We start from the raw sequence: 22,077 nt of genomic DNA on the forward strand, positions 1-22,077 counted from the left end.
TGCAACTCCTATTGGGTAACCGTAACAAGTTTTGCGTAAACCAATTCCATTGCATTGCCAGGAAACAGCAACAACAAATCAAACTGAATATCGTGGGATTTAATCGCATAGGCTATTTCAATTGCGAGAATTTTATCCCAGCGCTGATGATTGCTCTCAAGCACTTGGTCAATGTCACAATGGCGCCCTAAAATTATCGGATGATTGTGACTAAAGGTGACATGTAGTTGTTCTGACAATGCATTGATGCAGGCGCCCACAATAATATTGGAGATATCCATCAGCACTTCTAACTCGGATTCTTCTTCAGTGCTATTATGTTTGTAGTTCAACAACTTGCCCATATTTGCGATGTTGGCATCATTGAAAATCACCAATGCTTCACCGTTAATTCCAGCGCCGATAAAGCCATGGGAAACAGCAGATATGCTGTCGCTAGTTTTCACGTCAGACATCGCCATGTGTAATTCGTTGTTAGTAATTAGATTTACATTAGGGATAGGCAGTTGAATAAACTCCCCAAGCAGCTTAGCAACATTCTCGCCGGCTCTTCCCATAGCTACGTTTGCCATTTCACGGTAGGCGTCAAGCTCTGCGCCCTGACTATGTGGCTCAACAATAGCAACTTTTTCAGAACGCCCCTTACAGGTCATGTCACCTGAATACACACCATACTGGCGTAGAATTTCGCCCAACTTTTGATTATCGATAGGCTTGGGAATAAAAGCTATAGCACCAAGGCCCAGCATTTTTTTATGAGCTTCAGGTTGAACATCTCCCGAGACTACGATCACCAGAGTAGGCAGGTCCTGCTGTTTTACGACCTGCATAGTCTGATAACCATCCATTACCGGCATGTTCAAATCGAGAAACATGACGTCAGCTTGTCCTTGCTTGATGGCACTGAGCGCTTCTTTACCATTTTCGGCAAAGTAAATGTCCACATCCCAACCATCTGGTATCGCACGAGCCATTTGACGGCGAGCAAAACCGGAGTCATCACAAATAAGGACTGACATTGTCATATAGATATTTATTCCATTGTTAGAACGGGAATCGAGGAAAACGCATGAATCATCATCTTTTACGCCTTGGAGCACGACACTAAGATATGAATTTTAGAGTGAATAAATACAATCCACAAGGCGACATCAGTCGTATAAAGGCTCCCGAAAAACAGATACTGAGTTATTATTTTTCGTTAAAAAAGTCCTCACATTTCTGATAATATCCCCCTAGCATTTCAAATAAAGTAGCCGTTAAATAAAATGAAGCAATATCTCGATCTGTGCCAACGTATAGTTGACGATGGCAAATGGGTGAATAACGAAAGAACCGGTAAAAAATGCCTTACCGTTATCAACGCAGATCTCACCTACAACGTGGGTAACGGTGAATTCCCTTTAGTGACTACGCGCAAGAGTTTTTATAAATCAGCCATTGCGGAAATGATTGGCTATATTCGTGGCTATGACAATGCCGCCGACTTCCGCAAAATAGGAACGTCAACCTGGGATGCAAATGCGAACCAGAACCAAGCTTGGTTAGACAACCCTCATCGCAAAGGCGAAGACGATTGCGGATTAATTTACGGCAAAATTGGGCGTAATTTTCCCAAGCCTGATGGTGGAAGCATCGACCTACTCGCTAAAATTATTCATGACTTAAAAAATGGCATTGATGACAGAGGCGAAATATTCACTTTTTATCATCCCGGTGCATTTTACATGGGCTGCCTTCGCCCTTGCATGTACAGTCATCATTTTTCCTTGCTTGATGATACTTTGTATTTAAACAGCACACAGCGCAGTTGTGATGTGCCCCTTGGGCTAAATTTCAATATGGTTCAGGTTTACTTCTTGCTGGCGATTGTGGCGCAGATCACCGGTAAAAAAGCGGGTATGGCGTACCACAAAATAGTCAACGCCCATATCTACGAAGACCAATTAGAGTTGATGCGTGACGTGCAGTTGAAGCGAGAACCTCTAGGTATGCCTAAATTGATCATCAACCCAGACATTAAGTCATTAGAAGACTTAGAAACGTGGGTCACTATGGATGACTTTAGCATTGAGGGTTATGCTCACCATCCAGCAATTAAATACCCGTTTTCAGTATAAAGATATTAACCTACTCATGTGGCGCTAGCTCTTTTTGCTGGCGTCCTGTGCTTCGATTCATCCTCAATTGAGATGAGTTGATTACCGTGAACTCGGCATTGCCCGTGCAAAACTTAAAGGCGATAACATGAGTTTGTGGATCCCGTTTACCGTGATGGCTGCGTTCATGCAATCATGGCGAAATGCATTTCAAAAGCGCCTCAGTGCTGACGTAGACACGTTAGGTGTCACCCTTGCTCGCTTTATTCTTGCCGTCCCCATGGCTGCCCTCTACGCATATATCCTTTTCTCTATTGAGGATAGCACCGTCCCACAAATGAATGCCAAGTTCTATCTCGCCATAGTACTAGCTGCTATATCGCAAATTTTTGCTACCGCGTTAATGGTCAAACTTTTCCGCTTACGAAATTATGCAATGGGTGTGGGGTTAGCCAAGAGCGAGGCCGTCATTGCTGCCATTTTAGGTGCGCTGCTTTTTGCTGCCCCTTTGTCAGCAATGGCTTGGTGTGGCGTAATAATAGGCGGCATTGCCGTATGGTTAATGAGTGTGCCTAAAGGTATGCGGGATATCTCTTGGCCTACACTGCTTATCGGCTTAGCCAGCGGACTATGCTTTGCGTTGACCACCTTATGGGTACGAGAAGCAAGCCTAATGACGCAGCTACCGTTTTTACAAAGCGCAGCATATGTCTTATTTTGGGTTTTGCTGATACAAACCCTCATTCTATTGCTTTGGCTACTCATTCGTAGCCCACAAACTTTGCGCGCCTTGTGCCTAAAGCCTAAATTGGTTTTTATCATCAGTTTTTGTAGCTTTGTCGGCTCAATTGGCTGGTTCACCGCTATGAGTTTAGAAACCGTAGCCTTGGTTAAAACCCTAGGCCAGATTGAGATATTCTTTACCTTACTGATATCTGCGAAATGGTTTAAGGAGCGATTACAGCGTTCTGACAAGTGGGGCCTTGGGTTAATTCTAGTTGGTGCAGTGCTTGTCATACTCGCCTAACGAAAAAGCCGGTAGGGAATAAATTCCAAACCGGCTTTTATCAACATTAGCGAATGCTAAAACAGCATATTAGAATGCATAGTTATACTGGGCAGACACGATAAACGCATGCCCTTCACTATTGAATTCCCATTCACCACCAGCATCATCTTCTTCAGTGAAGGTCCGGTCTTGGCCGCGAATGATACTCACCCCCAAATCAATAGATGAGTTGTCATCAAGTAAATAGTTTGCGCCCGCACTTATCCATAGACGATTGGTGTCAGGAATAGAGATCGACAACAACTGAGAGTCAGTTGGGGTTTCATCGTAAGCAATACCAGCTCGTAACATCACTTTTGCGTTCAACTGGTAATCCGCACCAATGGCGTAACGGAAACTATTTGAAAAGTTCTCTTCCTTTTCAAAAACTGGCTCATCCTGGCTAGGGACATACGCCTCTAAACGCTCGAAGCTGCTCCAGTTTGTCCACAACACGCTGTAGTGCACACCCCATTTATCATCTAACTGGTGACTACCTGAAAACTCCGCGATTGCTGGCAGTTCTAAATCCACGCTTCCAGGTTGAACAGCACCTGATTGGCCATTGTCAAACACCCCAGGAATAAGTGGTAAGTCGTTGCTATAAGTCCCGTCAAAGGTAATGTCGACCTTACTGCGATAATGAAAACCAAAGCGCGAATTTTCATCAAAATCGTAGGCTACGCCTAGGTTATAGCCAAAACCGAAGTCATCGCCTTCCAAATCAAGTCCCGTCGTGCTCGATGGAATAACTAATCCTTGGGCAGATAGAGCATTACTTAAATCGCCTAAATGACGAGTAATAGTGGCATCGGCGTACACAACATTCAGCCCACCAGCAACAGTCAACTGTTCGTTTATCTTATATGACAAGCTTGTATTAAAATTAACCGTTAGGATTTCGGTCTTGCCCGCCAACTGGCCTGCGGCGTAATCTTCGGCGAAGTCAGTTGCTAAACCAAAGTTTGAGAACAAACCAAAGCCTAATGCAAACTTGTCATCAAGCGGCATGACATAATAAGTTGCAGGTACAAATGCCTCGGGAGCAATGCTGTCGTCATTCAATGCATCAGCGCTGGAATAATCTGGCGCACTCTCGCCCGTCAAGCTCACATCTGGAACAATATAAGTACCCACTACCGATAACTGACTCTCGCTAAATTGCGACATTAAAGCGGGATTGCGCGCCACAACTGAAGCATTTTCGGCGATCGCTGCATCACCCGCGAAAGCGCGCCCAAGTCCTGATGCGCTGTGCTCAGACAATTGAAAAGCCGCCGCCATGGTATTTAAAGATAAGGTGCTTAAACCCACCGCCAAAAGAATTTTATTTACGTTCATAGGATCTCATTACGAATCAACTCATCTCACTTTAGGTATTCGGTGAGAGAGGCAAAAAATTAGGATGCGGATGATATAGCGTTTGTTAAGAAAATGTCAGTATTAGTCGATAAAATACTTGTTCTTTGCGGTAAAATCGTACAAAAGCCATATACAGCATTTTAAAAAGTTTATTTATTAACGCAGAATGAGCATTTTACAAACAGATTATTAACAACGCGTAGTGATGGCGCAACATGCGCGGGTTTACCCTCATTGCTATCAAGCCAGCAGAGTTAGATGTTTTGGGTAAGCAAAAAGACACCAACGCCCAGCGTAAACAAATAAGATCCCCAAAGAGAATGTTCTATTACGACCACCAAAGTAGACCGGGACTGCATATAGCGATAACCGAATAATGCTCCGCCAATACAAGACAGGCCCACTGCAATCCAGTTCCCGTACACGACGTGAGCCAGTGAAAAGCTCGCGGTACTGAGCGCCCATCGGGTGTTTTTTGACGGAATGATCCGTTTGTATCGATGAAAAAAGAAGGTTCTAAAAATGAGCTCTTGAGGAATCACTGAAACGATAGGGTAAATCGCTAACGTAATAAGCCAAAACTGCATGTCTTCTCTGGGTAACTTGAACAAAATGTGCGGCGCAAAATAATAGACAACACACGCCAAAACGATGGCTGCAGGTATGAATACCTTTAACGTAGCCCCTAGATGTCGCCAAAAATCATCGGTGTGCCACAAGCGGAAACGCTTGAAATTAACGTCCTTCCACAGTAAAAGTAAGCAATAACCGCCCATTAAAATGAGTAATGGCATTAACCAAGTATCGTAGTCAGAGACAAGAAACAGAATTAACAGTGGGGTACATAAAAACAAGACGGTCAGCTCAGACCAACGTAACAATTGCATATATAAGCTCCTAGATGGTTTATTATACAATTAGTGACGATTATTTGTTCATGAAAATGTCATATAAATCGGTTAACCATTGGTATAATTTATAACCTTTACACATGCTCCCTATATAAAGACCCATGCGGGCAGTTCACTTTTTAGCGCAATATTTTTAGCGCTATATTTTTTGCACTATTTTTCTGCATTGCCCCTTGTAAACAGGAGCTTAACGACGCATATAATTAGGGTATTCAGAATTTTTAAATTACCGTTCCTTTTATTTTTGAACCTAGGGAGTTAGGCATGACAACGATCGATATTGGTATCAATGAAACAAACAGAATAAAAATTGCTGATGGACTAAAGGCTTTATTAGCGGATTCTTACACTCTGTATTTACAAACTCATAATTTTCACTGGAACGTCACAGGCCCTCAGTTTCGCGAGCTACATTTGATGTTCGAAGAGCAATACACAGAATTAGCAACAGCTGTCGATGATATCGCCGAGCGTATTCGTACACTGGATGTCGCAGCCCCTGGCACATATAAAGAATTTGCCAAGCTAAGCTCTATTAAAGAAGTGGATGGTGTACCTGAAGCATCAGAGATGATTGATTTACTCACTAAAGGTCATGAGCAAGTCGTGAGAACGTCTCGTGAAGTATTGAAGCTGGCTCAAGATGCTGAAGACGAATCAACAGCCGCCCTAGTGTCTGATCGCATGCGAATTCATGAGAAAACATCTTGGATGTTACGCGCGACTCGTAAGTAATATTAGCAAAACGGAGTTGCGTCTTTAGCACTCACGCATTTAATAAAAAGGGCTAGGTTACTAGCCCTTTTTATTGTCAGCTTGATTGGTTAATTGACTAACGTTGTGCCTCCGTCTACGGGCAGTATTTGTCCCGTCATGAAGCCACCCGCTTTGCTTGCTAACATCAAAGCGACACCAGCAATATCAGATGCTTCGCCCCAGCGACGCATAGGTATAGACTGGAGTTCTTCTTCGAACGCTTCTTTATCTTCACTCAGAAATTCGGTCATCTTTGAATAGAAACGACCAGGTGCGATGGCGTTTACTCGAATATGTTTATCAACTAATTCTTTGGCTAAAACCCGGGTTAGCTGATGAATTGCAGATTTAGAAACAGCATAGCTGTAATTATCAAGCCCGTTGCCTACAATCCCCGCGATAGAGCCGATATTAATCACGGCAGACGTACTGTCCTTGCTCGCATTCTTTTCAAGCAATGGCGTTAACGCTTGGGTTAAAAAGAATGGGCTTTTCACGTTTAAATCCATCACCTTGTCCCAGCCCTTTTCAGGGAATTGGCCAAATGGTGCCCCCCAAGCCGTGCCCGCATTGTTCACCAACACATCAATATGCTGCTCGCGTTCATTTAGCTGCTTGACCAAATCCATCACACCTTCGCTGGTTGCAACATCACCCACGAGTGCCACACAATCGCCAAATTGTCTAAGCTCTTCGGCGGCATCTAAACACGCCTGTGCTTTACGCGCAGTAATATACACCCGTTTAGCACCTGCTTCTAAAAAGCCCTGCGCCATAAAAGCCCCCAAACCCCGTGAGCCACCGGTGACTACGCATACCTTGCCTTGCATTGAAAATAAATTATCTAACATCATTCTCTCCTGAACAGAAATCGACCATCGATGATTTAGACTAACAAGAAGCAGCTGGGCAGATTATTTTTTGAGGTGATAATTAAGTATAGGTTTAACACTGTAGGCTCTGTGGCCAAAAGAACTGGCTCACAGAGTGCGAGCCAGTAAATAGAAATAATTAAGCTTTAGCGGCTTTAGATGACTTAGGTACCCCAGTCTCTGCCATTTTATTCCGGCGCACAGCCCACAACATCAGCGCAATTCCACCTATGATCATAGGCGCTGATAATATTTGCCCCTGTGAAATTCCCAGAGAGAATGCCCCTTCGTACAAACCTATGTGCTGGTCCGGCTCTCGGAAGAACTCCACAAAAAACCGAAAGCTGCCGTACCCTAATAAGAATAAACCACTTACCGCGCCAATAGGCCGAGGCTTGCGGGAATAAAGCCATAGTATTAAGAACAAAACGACGCCTTCAAGAGCGAATTCGTACAATTGTGAAGGGTGGCGGGGTAAGGGCCCGGCTCCAGGGAAAATAACGCCCCAGGACACATCCGTAGTACGCCCCCATAGCTCGGCATTGATGAAGTTACCGATACGCCCAGCCCCTAAACCAATGGGCACTAAGGGCGCGATAAAATCACCCACTTGTAAAAAAGTACATTTTGCTTTTCGCGAGAACCACCAAAGTGCAGCAATAACACCCAACAAGCCGCCATGGAAAGACATGCCCCCAGTCCAAATTTTAAATAAATATAAGGGATCAGAGAGGAATAACTCGAATTGATAAAAGAGTACGTAGCCAATTCGCCCTCCTAAAATAACGCCTAAAAAGCCCCAGAATAATAAATCGCTTAGTTGCTCTTTTGTCCAATTAGTGCGTGATAAACGCACGCCAGCCAACCAAAACGCAGCGGCAAATCCCACCAAATACATTAAGCCGTACCAGCGCAAGCTTAAGGGCCCAATACTAAAGATGATTGGGTCTATTTGTGGAAATGTAAAATAACTACTTACCATGTTGAATTTTTATCCTAATAACATTCGTAGACTAACAATGACTAAAAAGCCGGCAAAAATTTTCTTTAAAAGTTTCGTGTCCAAGGAGCGGCCTAATTTCGCCCCTATGTTGGCAGTAAACACTGACGTCAACACTATCCCAAAGGTGGCGGGCAAATAAATGAAGCCCACAGACCACTGGGGTAAATGTTCGTTATTCCAGCCTGCAACGATAAAACTGGCGGAGCCAAACAACGCGATGACTAAGCCACTAAATGCAGCACAACCAATTGCTGCTCGCACATCAACCCGACACCACAATAACGCGGGCACCATGATAGCACCCCCACCGATTCCCATAACTGAGGAAATGCAACCAGTTATGACACCAATCAATAGCAACAGTTGTTTCGTCACGTCTCGTTTCGCATTTTTGTTGCCCAAGAACACCATTTGCACTGCAATAAGCAGCACCAAGGTGGCAAATAACGTTTTTAATGATTGTGCTGAAATGACGGTAGCAAACTGAGGGCCGATTATCGCTCCTACTGAAATACCCAAGCCTGTCCAAAGCAAATAGAACTGGCGCAAGTTACCTAACTTATAGTGTGCTCTTGATGAAGAAATAGCAGTTAACACGATAGTAGACAAGGACGTAGCAATCGCCATTGGCATGGCAACTTTTAACGGTAGGTGTACGTATTCGGTAAGCAGATACAGTAAAGAAGGCACGATAATGAGCCCTCCGCCTATGCCCAACAGCCCAGCGAATAAGCCAACGAACGCACCTAATAAGGTACATACCAAGAATATAAGTAATGCAGGATCCACTTTTATTACTCCCGCTAAATACCCGCGCGGATCAAGCCGCCAAGACCAATCGATTCAAGATAAAGGTTTACCCGTTCGCGCACGTCTTTCGGGTCGCTCATGGTTAACACTTCATTAAGTAATGCTTTCGCATCATTCAAATTAGCGCTGCGGGCAACCCATTTTATTTTGAGTAAGCTATGACTGTTCATACTTAGTTTTCGGTATCCCATCGCCATTAATAGGATTGTTCCGCCAGGCTCCCCGGCCAATTCACCACATAAAGTAATGGGTACGTTTAAGTCGTTGGCTTGCTGCGCAATATTGTACAGCGCTGCTAACACAGCCGGATGATAGCTATCATACAGCTCAGAAACCCGCGCATTATTTCTATCGACTGCCAGCAAATACTGGGTTAAATCATTGCTGCCTACTGAAAAGAAGTCGACAATTTTTGCTAACTGAGGCAGTTGATAAATAACCGCCGGCACTTCAAGCATCACACCAATTTTAGGATGATACAGCGTACCATCTTGAACTTTCGCCTCTTCTTGCACTTCAAAAAAGGCCTGACTTATTAACCTCTTGGCTTCTAGCACTTCACTTACCGATGTGATCATAGGCAACATAATTTGCAAGTTTTGCAACCCGATACTGGCGCGTAACATGGCGCGAATTTGCACCAAAAACACCTCTGGATGGTCAAGTGTTAAGCGGATACCTCGCCAGCCCAGAAAAGGGTTTTCCTCAGTCATAGGGAAATACGGCAAAGGCTTGTCACCGCCTACATCTAACGTACGCATGGTGAAAGGTTTGTCTGGCTCAGCGCTTAACATTGCTCTATAAAGTTCAACTTGCTCTTTTTCGGTAGGGAAACGCTGACGCATCATAAACGGAATTTCAGTACGAAATAGCCCCACACCATCGGCGTAACTAGAGTAGGTATTTTCGATATCGGCCGACAGCCCTGCATTTACCAATAGGCTCAGCAAGCAATTATCTTTCGTTACGGCTGGCAGGTCGTCTTGTGCAAGAATTTTATCACTTAACAGCTTTTCTTCATGTATAAGCTGCTGGAATTCTCGTTCAATGGTCTGATTAGGCGAAACAATAATCCCGCCGGTGTAACCATCCAGTAAAATGTCTTTGTTATCGAGTAGGGATAGTGGAACACCTGTCACCCCCATAACCGCGGGAACACCCAATGCTCTAGCCATTATTGCTGCATGAGAGTTACTAGAGCCACGAATCGAAATCAGGCCGCAGAGCTTACCTTTAGGGAACTCAGCAAGCATGGTCGCCGTCAGCTCTTCTGCTACCAAAATACATTTTACTGGCAGCTCTTCGCGCGTTAAACGGCTGGTATCAAGATTAAGGAGATTCGCTAAAATGCGATTGGAAAGATCTTCTACATCCACTGCGCGTTCACGCATATAGGCATCGCTCATGCCTTGGAACTGAGTGATATAGTTTTCAACCACCATTTTTAAAGACGTTGCAGCATCCCATCCAAGTGTTATTTTCTGCTCTACTTCACGGCCTAAGCTGTTCGCATCCAGTAGATGGTGGTAAAGGGTGAAAATAGCTTGCACGTCATCGGGCACCTCTCCTTGAATTCGCTGAGATAAGACCTCAACTTGCTCCCGAGTTTGCATAACCGCAGAGCGATAATTCTGTATTTGGGTTTCCCGATCGCCACTGCGTTTTGGTACGTGGTTGCGTAGATTAACCAGTAAATTTTGTACCACGCCAACCCCGGCCGCTAAACCCGAAGAGCCCGGCACCCCCTTGACACTTTTGATCTCATTTTGTTCAGGGTGGTCATCGCTCAAGCTAAATCGGCCACGGGCTTCAGCATTAACAATTTCAACGGCCAACTGCATTGCGAGTGTCACTAGGAACGCTTCTTCATCTTGGCTAAAAAGACGCTTTCGTTGCTGTTGTAGTGTCAGCACGCCCAATACTTTTCGTTGATGAATAATAGGCGCACCTAAAAAGGCGTGATATTGCTCTTCTTGTACTTCAGGATAATGTTTAAATCTGGGGTGGGTTTGCGCATTACTAATGTTGATTGGCTCTTCGCGCTGGCCAATCAAGCCTATCAGCCCTTCAGAAAACCCTATCGATACATTTCCAATAGCAGATTTCGCCAGGCCTTCTGTGGCTCGCAGCGTAAAGTGCTGCTTTTCGTAGTTGGCTAAATATATGCTGACAGAGTCGACCTTGATGGCCTCTTTAAGACTCTTTGCCACACCGCTAAGCGCATCATCTAGGACGGGAGTTTGATTGACCTCTTTAACGATGCGTTTTAGCTTGGTTAACATATTAACCCTTTAGTTTTTGCGTCTACGTTTACTTCTTTGGCCTTGGGCCGGTTTACTGCTCAGTGCCATTGCCGTAGGCGCAAACTCTTTCATTGCTCTGCGGTACACTTCACGTTTGAAAGACACCACATTACGTACTGGATACCAAAAACTAACCCAGCGCCAGTCATCAAATTCAGGATGACCAGATTGCAGCAAATCAACGTCTTGCTCTTTGCAGGTCAGTTGTAACAAAAACCATTTTTGCTTTTGCCCAATACAAACAGGTGCGCTGCCCTGACGGATCAAGCGCTTTGGTAATTTGTATCGCAACCAATTTTTGGTTACCGCTAAAATTTTTACGTGTTCTGGTTTTAGGCCAACTTCCTCATAAAGTTCGCGGTACATGGTTTGTTCAGCAGTTTCACCTTCATCGATTCCGCCTTGCGGAAACTGCCAAGAATGTTGACCATAGCGGCGGGCCCAAAAGACCTGACCTAAGCTATTGCAAATCACTATGCCAACGTTGGCGCGGAATCCTTCGGCATCAATCACTTAGACTCCCGAGAATTCAATTCTTTTATTGATTGGCATTCTTCCATAAACTACTGACTATGCATAGAATAATCACAACAATTTACTGGCTCTTAGCCCTAAGCTACATAACAAGTACGCTGACAACGACCTATTCGTGGAGCTTCCTACATAAAGCGGCCCCGATATTACTGCTAAGCGTCATCGCGGGAAAACAAACAGATTTGCCAGCAAGATGGTGGTTAATAGCGGGCATATTGTCCAGCACCGCGGGCGATATGCTACTTGCCTTGCCTCTCAAGCACAGTTTCATACTGGGCCTTAGTGCATTTGCCTTAGCACACATTTTATACTCGATATTCTTGTTTCGTTGGCGAAACCTTGACCGTCTAAATTTCCTCACCGTCAGTTTATTTTCGGCGTATTTAGTGGCCATGCTATTTCTGCTGCTACCTGCGGTCGGCTCGCTTCAACTGCCGGTAATGGGCTATTTTGTTGTCATAAGTGTAATGTTTATCAGTGCGCTTGCAGCGAATACGCAGGGATATGCATTACGCTTAGGCGCATTGTTGTTTGTGGTATCTGATAGTTTATTGGCCATTAATGCCTTTATCACGCCGTTACCTTTGCAAAGCGTACTTGTCATGAGTACCTATTACGCGGCGCAATTTTTTATCGTGAAGGGCTGCATTCAATTCGTAAAAGTGCCAAGGGGGAACGAGTTTGTCTAATAATCCATCACAAATTAAAGCCCCACCAAACAGTATTGACGAATTGCTTGAACGCGCTGGATCACTGGCAGGGCTGACCTTAGGCGAGTTAGCACAAAGCAAGAATATTCGTGTTCCCAACGATTTTAAGCGTGAAAAAGGCTGGAGTGGTCAGCTACTTGAGCTGGCTCTAGGTGCCGAAGCGGGCTCAAAAGCGCAGCAAGATTTTGCCAATATCGGCGTTGAACTCAAAACTATCCCCATTGACGTAAACGGGTATCCTCTTGAAACGACTTATGTTTGTTATGCGCATTTAGTTGATGTGGCAGGTATTCACTGGGCCACCAGTAGCGTGCGCAATAAGCTAAATAAAGTCTTGTGGGTTCCCATAGATGGCAGGCGCGACATCCCCCCAAGCGAGCGCGTTATAGGCACACCATTTTTATGGTCCTTACAAGGTCAACAAGAAGCGTATTTGCGCCAAGATTGGGAGGAAATAATGGACATGATTGCCATGGGGGACATTGAAAAGGTGACCGCGCGCTATGGTGAATATATGCAGTTACGCCCTAAAGCCGCGAACGGCAGCGTCTTAACCGATGCTATAGGGAAAAATGGCCAAATCATTCAAACCCGCCCTAGAGGATTCTATTTAAGAAAAGAATTCACCCGTAAAATTTTACATGACTACTTCTCGTGACAATCCCCTAAATGTAAAGCGTTCAGGTACGAAAAAGGCGTCGAAAGACGCCTTTATAACTCGTAATCCGTGCTACTGAGGGGTTCTGAGTACCATCAAACGTATTTCAGTCATGTCGTCCATGGCATAGGTAATACCTTCACGTCCTAGCCCTGACTCCTTCACGCCGCCATAGGGCATGTTATCCACACGCCAGCTTGGCACATCCCCAATCACCACGCCGCCAACATCTAACTCATCCCACGCTTTGTGCGCCTTGTAGATGTCACGTGTGAAAATACCGGCTTGTAAACCAAACTGGCTGTTGTTCACTTCTTTTAATGCTTCATCAAAATCACTGAACGAACTAATGATAGATACAGGACCAAATGCTTCCTCTGAATTAACCGTTGCATCGTGCGCCACGCCTTCAAGCAAAGTAGCTTGCAACATAGCACCATCGCGTTCACCGCCGGCCAATACGGTCGCGCCATTTTTCACCGCTTCTTGGATCCAATCATCTAAACGCTCAGCTTCAGATTCAGAAATCATAGGCCCGATGAAGGTATCTTCATCAAGGGGATCGCCGTGAACCAAATTAGCCACTTTTTCCGTATAGCGCTGCTTAAACTCGCCATACAGTTTTTCATGCACCAATATACGTTGCACGCTGATACAGCTTTGCCCTGACTGATAATAGGCACCAAAAATAATGCGTTCGATGGCATCGTCAAGGTCTGTGTCTTCATCGACCACGCAAGCAGCATTACCGCCTAGTTCCAAAATGACGGGCTTTTTACCGGCTTTAGCTTTTAGCTCCCACCCCACTTGAGGTGAACCGGTAAAGCTAAGCAATTTAAAGCGCTCGTCGGTAGTAAATAAGTCAGCGCCGTCACGGCTGCACGGTAGTATCGAAAACGCCCCTTCTGGTAAATCCGTTTCCGCTAAAATTTCACCTATGATAATGGCCCCAAGAGGTGTACGGCTCGCTGGTTTCATCACAAAAGCACACCCTACTGCTAGCGCAGGGGCTATTTTATGCGCCGCTAAATTCAACGGAAAGTTAAACGGCGAGATAAACGAGCATGGCCCAATCGGCACATGTTTATACTGGCCTTGGTAACCTTTCGCTCGAGGGGTGATTTCTAGATTAAGCACTTCACCTTTCATGCGCACTGATTCTTCGGCGGCAATTCTAAAGGTATCGATTAACCGAGTCACTTCACCGCGGGCATCTTTAATTGGCTTACCCGCTTCAATACACAAGGCATGCGCCAGTTCATCAAAGCGCTCTTCAAAACGTTTAACGCAGTGATTTAAAATAGCCTGACGCTCATAAGGCGCCATCTTGTTTAGTAGGGGCTGAGCTTTCTCGGCGGCATCTATTGCCTTATCAATCACCTCAGCATCAGCCAATGCAGCATACGTGGCTACCTCGCCCGTGTACTTATTGGTGATTTTCAGATCGCGATTGGCATACACCGCTTTGCTCGCAAGATAATAGGGATATTCTTTCGCTAACATTCTGTATTCCTTATAGTTGTTGACTACGTTCACGAAGAGTTTCGTTCAACGTTTGGTCATTAAGGCTATAATCGACGGGCACATCAATGACATGCACGCCAGGCTCAGATAAACATGATTTCACCAACGGTAATATTTGATCCGCCGCTTCTACTCTCCAGCCTTTCGCACCGTAGCTTTCTGCATATTTCACAAAATCAGGGTTGCCATAATCCAAACCGTAGTTAGCAAACTGCATGTTGGCTTGCTTCCACTTGATCATGCCATAAGCGTCATCTCTTAGAATGATGACGACTATGTGCAAATTCAACCGTACGGCCGTTTCTAACTCTTGGCTGTTCATCATAAATCCGCCGTCACCACACACTGTCAGCACAGGTTTATCAGGATGAACCATTTTCGCTGCCATCGCTGAGGGCAGCCCTGCGCCCATTGTGGCCAAAGCGTTATCAAGCAGTAAGGTGTTGGTCAGTGCCGCGGGGTAGTTGCGCGCAAACCAGATTTTGTACACGCCGTTATCCAGAGTGACGATGCCATCACGTGGCATGGCTTCGCGGATGTCTTTAACAAACCGTTCGGGTAAAACAGGGAAACGATCGTCATTTTCGCTTTCTGCTTTATGATCGAGATACGCCTGATGCACTTTTTTGAAGAAGCTAAACTCCCAGTTACTTTGCTGCTGAATTTGCTCTTTTATTTGCCAAATACTGTTAGCAATATCACCCACTACTTCTAACTGCGGGAAATACACAGGGTCAACCGCAGCGGGCTCAAAGTTAATATGAATCACTTCACGGCCACCGTGCTGCATAAAAAACGGCGGTTTTTCAACGACATCGTGGCCAACGTTGATAATTAAGTCTGAACTATCGATCACTCGATGTACAAAATCGCCAGAGGAAAGCGCTGTGTTACCCATAAACAATTCATGTGATTCATCTAACACGCCTTTACCCATTTGGGTAGTGACATAAGGAATACCGGTTTTTTCGACGAATTCTTTGAGCATTTTAGAGGTGAGTTTGCGGTTTGCTGCCGCGCCAATAAGCAATAATGGAGAGCGTGCGCCCTCTATCATTTCAATTGCCTTATTAATCGCTTTGTATTCAGCGATGGGGCGGCGAGAAATGCTAGGTTTAAGTAACTGAGCTTGGGTGGTTTCTGCCGCAATATCTTCTGGTAATTCGATATGCGTTGCACCAGGGCGTTCTTCATGAGCAAGACGAAATGCTTCACGCACCACAGATGGAATGCGATCACCACTGACCACCTGTGTGGTGTACTTAGTAATCGAACGCATCATGTCCACAACATCAATGACCTGAAAGCGCCCCTGCTTGCTGGTTTTCACCGGTTTTTGGCCAGTGATCATCAACATGGGCATTGCACCTAATTGAGCGTATGCACCGGGAGTCACCAAGTTAGTTGCGCCGGGGCCAAGTGTCGATAAACACACACCCACTTTCCCGGTTAATCGACCATAGGTGGCCGCCATAAAACCTGCGCCTTGCTCATGGCGGGTTAAGATTAATTTGATGTCTGAGTCTCGTAACGATTCAAGCAAATCTAAGTTTTCTTCACCTGGGATACCAAAAATATACTCAACACCTTCTGCCTCTAGGGCTTTAACAAATAAATCTGACGCTTTCATTTCATCTCCGCTTTGCTATTGAACGCACTCAGTACGTAGGTAATCATCTTAATCAATCACATCTTGCTAGTGCACGTGACACACACGAACGCCTTTAAAACACATAGCATGACAGTGTTCAAAAAAGATTAAAGTTCTAAAAACCGATTACTTAAATCGATTAATTATTAGCGCACCATGCCGTTAATTCTGCTTTCACATTAGGCTCAACTGATAACAGGTGACACTCGAGTAAAATATTCAGCGCATCGCGCATGCTTTTATCGTCTTCACCGCGTAGCACGCCCCAAGGATTGCTGCTCCCCTGGTGTGCGTCATACGCATTTATTGCATCTAAGGCACCCCATATGACCTTGCATGCTGCAAGTTTATTGCGCTTGGATGGTAATCCTATGTCCTTCGCGCTCATTGTGTCGTGAATAAGTTGCGGCATTGTCACTTTTCTGGCTGCATCATCCTGACGTGCAGGTGAGTCTTTTCGTATTGCATTCTCACTCGTTGCAGTCAAACACAGCGCTCCTAGCGACAATTGCACGTGCATACTATGTGGTTTAGCTAACACAGAACGTAATCTAGTTAGCACGTTAGCAGTTTTATTGAATTCGGCCAGTTTACAATTAACCTGTCCGTGATAAGGGGCCTTATGCTGAGTCAGAAAATCGCTGGTGTGCAAATGCATAGCATCAAGCATCAAATCTGCTTCTTGGTATTGCACAGATAAAGTATCAAGCTTGCCCTGCAATGTTTGAACGACTGATGATGCCAATAAGCCAGCAGAGCCACTGTCAGCAATTATCGCCTGTGACTCAAACGCGTGCTGGTATATAGCTAAAATCTCCTGCACTAGAATGATTCCTGCGCGCATGTTACGCCAGTCATTCACGCGTTGGCTTTGATAAAACGCAGCTTCTCCTTGCTGCCATACCTCAAGTGCTTGCTCAAGCATTGATACCCCATGTTGGATGGGGGAGTATTCTAATGAAGTACTAAAATAAGGCGCTGGCGTATAAGTTGGCTCTGCAAGGTTGTCTGCTAGGCGATAGCCTCTAGCCGCTTTAGAGTGCAGGCCTACACGTAAGGGGGTTATATCAACAAGCTGCTGGGCCAGTTCAAAAAGCTCACTGGGTTCGCCTTGTTTAAGCTCGAGCTCGATTTCACAGATATCGACAGTCCTGCCATTCGCTGAAATAGCCCCTTGGTCAAACACTAATTCCACTTGTGTGCCGCTACTAAGCGTAATGAGATACGTGTGGCGCATAAAATCCGTTGAGAACATCAAGTAAAGGTCATCTTCCAAGACTCTCAGATCAATAGATTGTGGCCAGATATCCTCATCAAACAAGGCTAATTGCAGAACAGGACTGGGCAACGAGACATTATATTCAGGGCGTTGATGCATACCCGCGATAACACGTCCTTTGGTTTTCACCGTTTGCTCATACTCGCCGTTATGCCCCCGAATCCGAAGACCGATATCATGCTTGCGCAAAGTGCGCTGCGGGGTTTCGAAGTAGTCATTACGCAGTTGCTTCTGAGCTAAAACCGTGTAATTTAGTTGGCTTTGCGTCAACCAAGATAAAATATCTTGCTGTGCGCTTGGTGTTGCAAGCAACTTTAATTCAATTTCTAGGTCCATAGTGACTGTCATTTAATTTTAAAAAAGTACCTTACCTTTCCCTTTTATGCAGTACAACGGTGAACGGGAGGTATAAGACTAATCAGGTTCACCTATTGCCTTTCCTATAGCTAGGCCATAAGATCGAGCCAGACATTCAGAGACTATATATTTATTATGCTAAAGCGATTTTTGTTCAGTGTTACCTGCGCCTTATTTTTGTTGCCTTCCATACAGGCAAGTGCTCAACAATCTCAGGGCGAAACCCAGTATATTTCAGACGATTTATTCACTTTTTTACATTCAGGTCCAGGTAGAAACTACCGTATTCTAGGCTCAGTTGTGGCGGGCTCTGAAGTCACAGTGTTACAAACAGACAGTGACAGTAATTATGTAGAGATCGTCGATGATAAAGACCGGACAGGTTGGGTCGACGGTGAATTTGTTAGTCCTCAAAAAAGTTTGCGTGAACTCGTCCCTGGCTTGCAGCAACAACTTGCCGATGCCACACAGAGCAATAACGCTCAACAAGATGAGAACGACAGTTTACGACAGCAATTTTCTGAGTTGCAGTCGCAAAATGACAGACTGACGAAACAACTTAAAACCTTGGAACAGCAAAACGCTGATTTTAGTCAGAAATTGGATGCGGCCGACCAAACTGAAAAAATGCAGTGGTTTACCCGTGGCGGTATCGTGGCGCTTATCAGCTTAATTCTAGGGGTTATAGTCGCTTATTTGCCCAAGAAACGACGCAAAAGTGATACTTGGATGTAGTTTATAATCAGCTAATGGAAGCCGCCAATGGGCGGCTTTTTTGCGTTATACCGAATAGAGTACCCATATAAGGAATTCGTCATGCCCTCCGCGGACATATTGCTCTCTTTTGCCCTTGCTGCATTGTTACTCAGCCTTTCTCCTGGGCCGTCTAATTTGTACATAATGGCGCGCAGCATTAGCCAAGGGCATGTTGCGGGTATCGCGGCTGCAGGCGGAATGGCGGTTGGCTCGCTGGTATATGTGTTAGCAACGGCTTTTGGCCTAGCGGCAATCTTTATCTATTTTCCTCTGGCATTTATGCTATTGAAACTAGCTGGAGCTGCCTACTTGCTTTACTTAGGCTGGGTTTATTTGTTCAGCACTAAGCACAGTGATGAAAGCAAACCTAGAGTAACCATCATGACTATTCCACGCATTTTTATGCAAAGCATCATCGTCGAATTGACTAATCCTAAAACCGCATTGTTTTTCATCGCGTTTTTACCACAATTTATTCAACACGATGCTGGCTCAGTCATTTTGCAGTTTGCCATATTAGGTGGCATGTACGCACTTATCGCTTTTATGTGTGACATTTGCGTGGCAATGCTAGCTGGCAAGTTGGGCTCGTGGCTTAACCAGCATCCCGCATTCGAGGTATGGCAGAACCGTCTTAGTGGTGGGCTCCTTTTATCGTTAGGAAGTTATATTGCGATAGATGAACTACTAATACGGGACTAACTTCATGACTACACTGAATTTTTAATATAAGGACTTACTAATGCAACTTTTAGCAAAATTACTGAAAGCCCTAAACTCGGACGATAGTCCTTGGCAGTTGGCTTTTGGCGTCATGTTAGGAATGATAATGGGGCTCACTCCATTCTTAGGCTTACACAGCATCATTATTTTATTCATTGTACTTTTTCTAAGAGTTAACCTTAGTACTTTCTTACTCGCTTATGCGCTGTTTTCCGGGCTTACATTAATGCTCAACCCTATGATGGCAAGTATCGGCGAATCCCTACTGACCTCAGCTAATTTAACCTCCATGTGGACCAGCTTATATAACTCCACATTTGGTCAACTGACCCAGTTTTACCACACACTTACCTTGGGAAGCTTATTGTTCAGTCTAATTTTAGCGCCGTTCATTTTGGTTATCAGTAAGATGTTAGTCGTGCAATATCGCGTGCGTTTCATGCAATGGGTGAACAAACTAAAACTGGTGCAGTTCCTCAAAAGCAGTCGTATATACCAAATTTATCAGACGCTAGGAGAATAACATGCAGAAACTTATTCGTTGGCCTGGGCTTATCGCCTTCTTTGTTGTCACCGGCCTTATTGCTGCCATTCTCATAGTATTCCTCGATTTGTGGATAAAACTTGCAGCCATCAAGAGCTTGGAATCAACCACCGGGGCAGAAGTTAATATTGCTCAAGTGAGTCATACCTTCTCACCATTTGGCGTGAGCCTCACGGGGGTTCAATTAACGGATCCGGCTACGCCTAGCCAGAATCAAGTCCAGGCAGATGAAATCACCGCACAAATCGAGCTAGCACCCTTACTTCTGCGCAAGGTTGTCATCGATGATTTAACGGTCAGTGGGGTGCAGTTTGCACAACCTAGGGACTCAGAAGGGGCCGTGTATCGCACCGCCAAGGCGGCGATTAAGGAAGAGCTACAAGAAGCATTCGATCCTAAAAATTTACCCAGTGTCGATGAAATACTGGCGAAGTCGCCTTTGAAAACCACGAAAGCAGTGGAAGAAACTCAAGCCGCTTATAAAAAGCACAGCGAAATATTGAAACAAAAGTATGCACAACTTCCAAGCAAAGACGCGTTAGAAAACTACAAAAAGCGCGTTGAAGTCATTACCGATACGGACTATAAAAACCCCCTTGAATTAGCGAAAGCCAAAGAAGAGTTTGATGCTTTGCGAGCAGAGATTAAAGCGGACAAAGCTAAGATCACCGAGTTTAAAGATGCTGTAAGTGATGCAAAAAACGATATGGCTCCGCGCCTTGCTGAACTCAAGGCAGCCCCAGGTGACGATTACGCTCAGTTGCAAGGGTTAATTGCCGGCGATGAGGGCGCGATTAAAGACGTTACCACTATGGTGTTTGGCGAAAAGGCTGGTGAATTCAGTCAATATGTATTGAGCGCCTATGATTTAGCCGCTCCAATGTTAGCAAAAAGCAAAGAAGAACAAGCCGAAGAAGAAGCCTACAATGGTCGCTGGGTGGCATTCGATGATACCGCTGCATTACCTGATTTTTTAGTCCGAAATGCGGATGTATCTGTTACTTGGCGCAATGAAAGTGTGCTCAGCGTGTGGCACGATATCACCAATGAGCATGACAAGATTGGTCGCCCTACTACCTTCAAAGTGGACTCAAGCGCAAGTTCGTTATGGCAATCACTGAAGTTAAATGGTGATTTCTGGCTAAATGAGGCTGGAGTAAAGGCCAATCAAGATTGGAATTTGCGTGGCTTAGCGTTATCAGATGTTTCACTGTTAAACCAAGAAAAGCTCTCTTCCACCTTGCTTGAAGGTTTGCTATCAAGCTCAGGCAAAGCCAGCATTGATAAAAACGTTATTTCAGGTACTGGCAATGCGGCATTAAGTCAGTTGGATTTATCTGCCACTGGCACTAACAACCTAACAAACGTTATCGCTGAAACCTTGTCAGGCTTAAACAATTTAACAATTAACGCTGATATCGGCGGTATTCTTGGCGATATGGATCTCAGCTTTAGTTCTGATTTAGACAAACAATTGGCCAAGGTCATGCTCAATAACTTAACGGGCGACCAAAGCAGCAAACTGGGGGAGCTTAAACAGAAACTCAACGCCAAAATTGAAGGCCCCTTAGGCGCAACCGATTCAGAAATGAGCCAGTGGCTGGATTGGGAAAAACTCGCAGATGGTGACTTAAGCAGTATGCAAAGCATGCTTGATAGTAAGTTGAACAGCGTGGTTGATAAGAAAAAAGAAGAGCTAACAGACAAGCTAAAAGATAAGTTAAAAGGAAAGCTGTTTAACTAAGCTGATGAATTAGTTGAATAAAAGCCCTTAAGGCTTAGCTGAGCGGCTAACCTTAGGGGCTTATACTAGCCGCGATGAAAAAACCTCGGCATAATACGCGCTGAACCGTTATACCCTAACAACTAAACCATAGAAGGAGCTAAGCATAATGAAAGTAGTCCCCATACTCCTTTTCGTTCTGTTGGCTGCGCTGCAATATCGCTTATGGTTTGGTAAAAACAGTATTCCAGAGTACGTCGCCATGGAAAAATCGGTGGCAGAGCAAGCCGAGCAAAACACTGAGCTATTGCAGCGTAATAATTTGCTCAAAGCTGACATTCAAGACCTAAAAGTAGGCCTGGAGGCGGTTGAAGAGCGAGCAAGAAACGAACTTGGCCTCATTAAGCAAGGCGAAACCTTCTATCGAATACTCCCAAGCGAAGAATAGAAAACT

The 22,077-nt window shown here is 44.9% G+C and carries 21 protein-coding genes; 10 read left to right on the forward strand and 11 right to left on the reverse strand.

Going from position 1 to position 22,077, the window contains the following annotated elements; all coding sequences use genetic code 11:
* Nucleotides 1-8: 8 nt before the first annotated feature.
* Nucleotides 9-1,025 (reverse strand): response regulator, encoded by a 1,017-nt coding sequence (locus AC0VYA_RS19505; protein WP_475489379.1) that lies wholly within the window; start codon nucleotides 1,023-1,025, stop codon nucleotides 9-11.
* A gap of 243 nt (nucleotides 1,026-1,268) precedes the next feature.
* On the opposite strand from AC0VYA_RS19505, the gene AC0VYA_RS19510 reads away from it, so the two are divergent.
* Entirely contained in the window at nucleotides 1,269-2,120 is an 852-nt protein-coding gene (locus AC0VYA_RS19510) for a thymidylate synthase (protein ID WP_475489380.1), read from the forward strand.
* 127 nt (nucleotides 2,121-2,247) lie between these two features.
* Nucleotides 2,248-3,126 (forward strand): EamA family transporter, encoded by an 879-nt coding sequence (locus AC0VYA_RS19515; protein WP_475489381.1) that lies wholly within the window; start codon nucleotides 2,248-2,250, stop codon nucleotides 3,124-3,126.
* A gap of 69 nt (nucleotides 3,127-3,195) precedes the next feature.
* Here the strand turns inward: AC0VYA_RS19515 and AC0VYA_RS19520 are convergent, their stop codons facing one another.
* Both AC0VYA_RS19520 and AC0VYA_RS19525 read right to left on the reverse strand, forming a co-directional pair.
* Nucleotides 3,196-4,488: an outer membrane protein transport protein gene (locus tag AC0VYA_RS19520; protein WP_475489382.1), complete on the reverse strand. Its 1,293-nt coding sequence runs from the start codon at nucleotides 4,486-4,488 to the stop codon at nucleotides 3,196-3,198.
* A gap of 275 nt (nucleotides 4,489-4,763) precedes the next feature.
* A complete protein-coding gene (locus tag AC0VYA_RS19525) occupies nucleotides 4,764-5,396 on the reverse strand; it encodes a CPBP family intramembrane glutamic endopeptidase (RefSeq protein WP_041714112.1) in 633 nt (210 codons plus the stop codon).
* A 288-nt stretch (nucleotides 5,397-5,684) separates the two neighbouring features.
* On the opposite strand from AC0VYA_RS19525, the gene AC0VYA_RS19530 reads away from it, so the two are divergent.
* Complete coding sequence (locus AC0VYA_RS19530; protein ID WP_006994717.1) at nucleotides 5,685-6,155, forward strand: Dps family protein; 471 nt, start codon at nucleotides 5,685-5,687, stop codon at nucleotides 6,153-6,155.
* Between the two features lie 89 nt (nucleotides 6,156-6,244).
* On the opposite strand, the gene AC0VYA_RS19535 is transcribed toward AC0VYA_RS19530, so the two are convergent.
* The 5 genes from AC0VYA_RS19535 to rppH all read right to left on the reverse strand — a co-directional run bounded on the left by AC0VYA_RS19535 (nucleotide 6,245) and on the right by rppH (nucleotide 11,677).
* A complete protein-coding gene (locus tag AC0VYA_RS19535) occupies nucleotides 6,245-7,027 on the reverse strand; it encodes a RhlG family 3-oxoacyl-ACP reductase (RefSeq protein ID WP_475491100.1) in 783 nt (260 codons plus the stop codon).
* A gap of 160 nt (nucleotides 7,028-7,187) precedes the next feature.
* Nucleotides 7,188-8,030, reverse strand: a complete 843-nt coding sequence (gene lgt / locus AC0VYA_RS19540; protein WP_475489383.1) for a prolipoprotein diacylglyceryl transferase — start codon at nucleotides 8,028-8,030, stop codon at nucleotides 7,188-7,190.
* A 9-nt stretch (nucleotides 8,031-8,039) separates the two neighbouring features.
* Complete coding sequence (locus AC0VYA_RS19545) at nucleotides 8,040-8,840, reverse strand: sulfite exporter TauE/SafE family protein (RefSeq protein ID WP_011576553.1); 801 nt, start codon at nucleotides 8,838-8,840, stop codon at nucleotides 8,040-8,042.
* Nucleotides 8,841-8,854: 14 nt separating this feature from the next.
* Complete coding sequence (gene ptsP / locus AC0VYA_RS19550; RefSeq protein WP_475489384.1) at nucleotides 8,855-11,143, reverse strand: phosphoenolpyruvate--protein phosphotransferase; 2,289 nt, start codon at nucleotides 11,141-11,143, stop codon at nucleotides 8,855-8,857.
* 9 nt (nucleotides 11,144-11,152) lie between these two features.
* Nucleotides 11,153-11,677: an RNA pyrophosphohydrolase gene (gene rppH, locus AC0VYA_RS19555; RefSeq protein WP_006994712.1), complete on the reverse strand. Its 525-nt coding sequence runs from the start codon at nucleotides 11,675-11,677 to the stop codon at nucleotides 11,153-11,155.
* A 59-nt stretch (nucleotides 11,678-11,736) separates the two neighbouring features.
* Between rppH and AC0VYA_RS19560 the strand changes: the two genes are divergently transcribed.
* The gene (locus tag AC0VYA_RS19560; RefSeq protein WP_475489385.1) at nucleotides 11,737-12,387 is read left to right on the forward strand and encodes a lysoplasmalogenase; all 651 of its coding nucleotides are present in this window, start codon (nucleotides 11,737-11,739) and stop codon (nucleotides 12,385-12,387) included.
* Nucleotides 12,380-13,066 carry a DNA mismatch repair endonuclease MutH gene (gene mutH, locus AC0VYA_RS19565; protein WP_475489386.1) on the forward strand — a complete coding sequence of 229 codons (687 nt, stop codon included), beginning with the start codon at nucleotides 12,380-12,382 and terminating at the stop codon, nucleotides 13,064-13,066. The genes AC0VYA_RS19560 and mutH overlap by 8 nt, the downstream gene beginning before the upstream one ends.
* 72 nt (nucleotides 13,067-13,138) lie before the next feature.
* On the opposite strand, the gene AC0VYA_RS19570 is transcribed toward mutH, so the two are convergent.
* From AC0VYA_RS19570 to AC0VYA_RS19580, 3 genes are all read right to left on the reverse strand, one after another.
* Nucleotides 13,139-14,569, reverse strand: coding sequence for an aldehyde dehydrogenase family protein (locus AC0VYA_RS19570; protein ID WP_475489387.1), 1,431 nt, complete (start codon nucleotides 14,567-14,569; stop codon nucleotides 13,139-13,141).
* 10 nt (nucleotides 14,570-14,579) lie between these two features.
* Entirely contained in the window at nucleotides 14,580-16,220 is a 1,641-nt protein-coding gene (locus AC0VYA_RS19575) for an acetolactate synthase large subunit (RefSeq protein ID WP_011576558.1), read from the reverse strand.
* 160 nt (nucleotides 16,221-16,380) lie between these two features.
* A complete protein-coding gene (locus tag AC0VYA_RS19580) occupies nucleotides 16,381-17,856 on the reverse strand; it encodes a CYTH domain-containing protein (RefSeq protein ID WP_475489388.1) in 1,476 nt (491 codons plus the stop codon).
* A 156-nt stretch (nucleotides 17,857-18,012) separates the two neighbouring features.
* Here AC0VYA_RS19580 and AC0VYA_RS19585 point away from each other — a divergent pair, with 156 nt between their 5' ends.
* From AC0VYA_RS19585 to ftsB, 5 genes are all read left to right on the forward strand, one after another.
* Nucleotides 18,013-18,612, forward strand: coding sequence for a TIGR04211 family SH3 domain-containing protein (locus AC0VYA_RS19585; RefSeq protein ID WP_011576560.1), 600 nt, complete (start codon nucleotides 18,013-18,015; stop codon nucleotides 18,610-18,612).
* An 81-nt stretch (nucleotides 18,613-18,693) separates the two neighbouring features.
* Nucleotides 18,694-19,335: a LysE family translocator gene (locus AC0VYA_RS19590; RefSeq protein ID WP_011576561.1), complete on the forward strand. Its 642-nt coding sequence runs from the start codon at nucleotides 18,694-18,696 to the stop codon at nucleotides 19,333-19,335.
* Between the two features lie 40 nt (nucleotides 19,336-19,375).
* Entirely contained in the window at nucleotides 19,376-19,879 is a 504-nt protein-coding gene (locus AC0VYA_RS19595; protein ID WP_011576562.1) for a DUF2062 domain-containing protein, read from the forward strand.
* Nucleotide 19,880: 1 nt separating this feature from the next.
* Nucleotides 19,881-21,644, forward strand: a complete 1,764-nt coding sequence (locus AC0VYA_RS19600) for a TIGR03545 family protein (RefSeq protein WP_475489389.1) — start codon at nucleotides 19,881-19,883, stop codon at nucleotides 21,642-21,644.
* Between the two features lie 148 nt (nucleotides 21,645-21,792).
* The gene (gene ftsB, locus AC0VYA_RS19605) at nucleotides 21,793-22,071 is read left to right on the forward strand and encodes a cell division protein FtsB (RefSeq protein ID WP_011576564.1); all 279 of its coding nucleotides are present in this window, start codon (nucleotides 21,793-21,795) and stop codon (nucleotides 22,069-22,071) included.
* Nucleotides 22,072-22,077: the final 6 nt, after the last annotated feature.

The organism is Paraglaciecola sp. QJM3NY_14 (assembly GCF_056173245.1).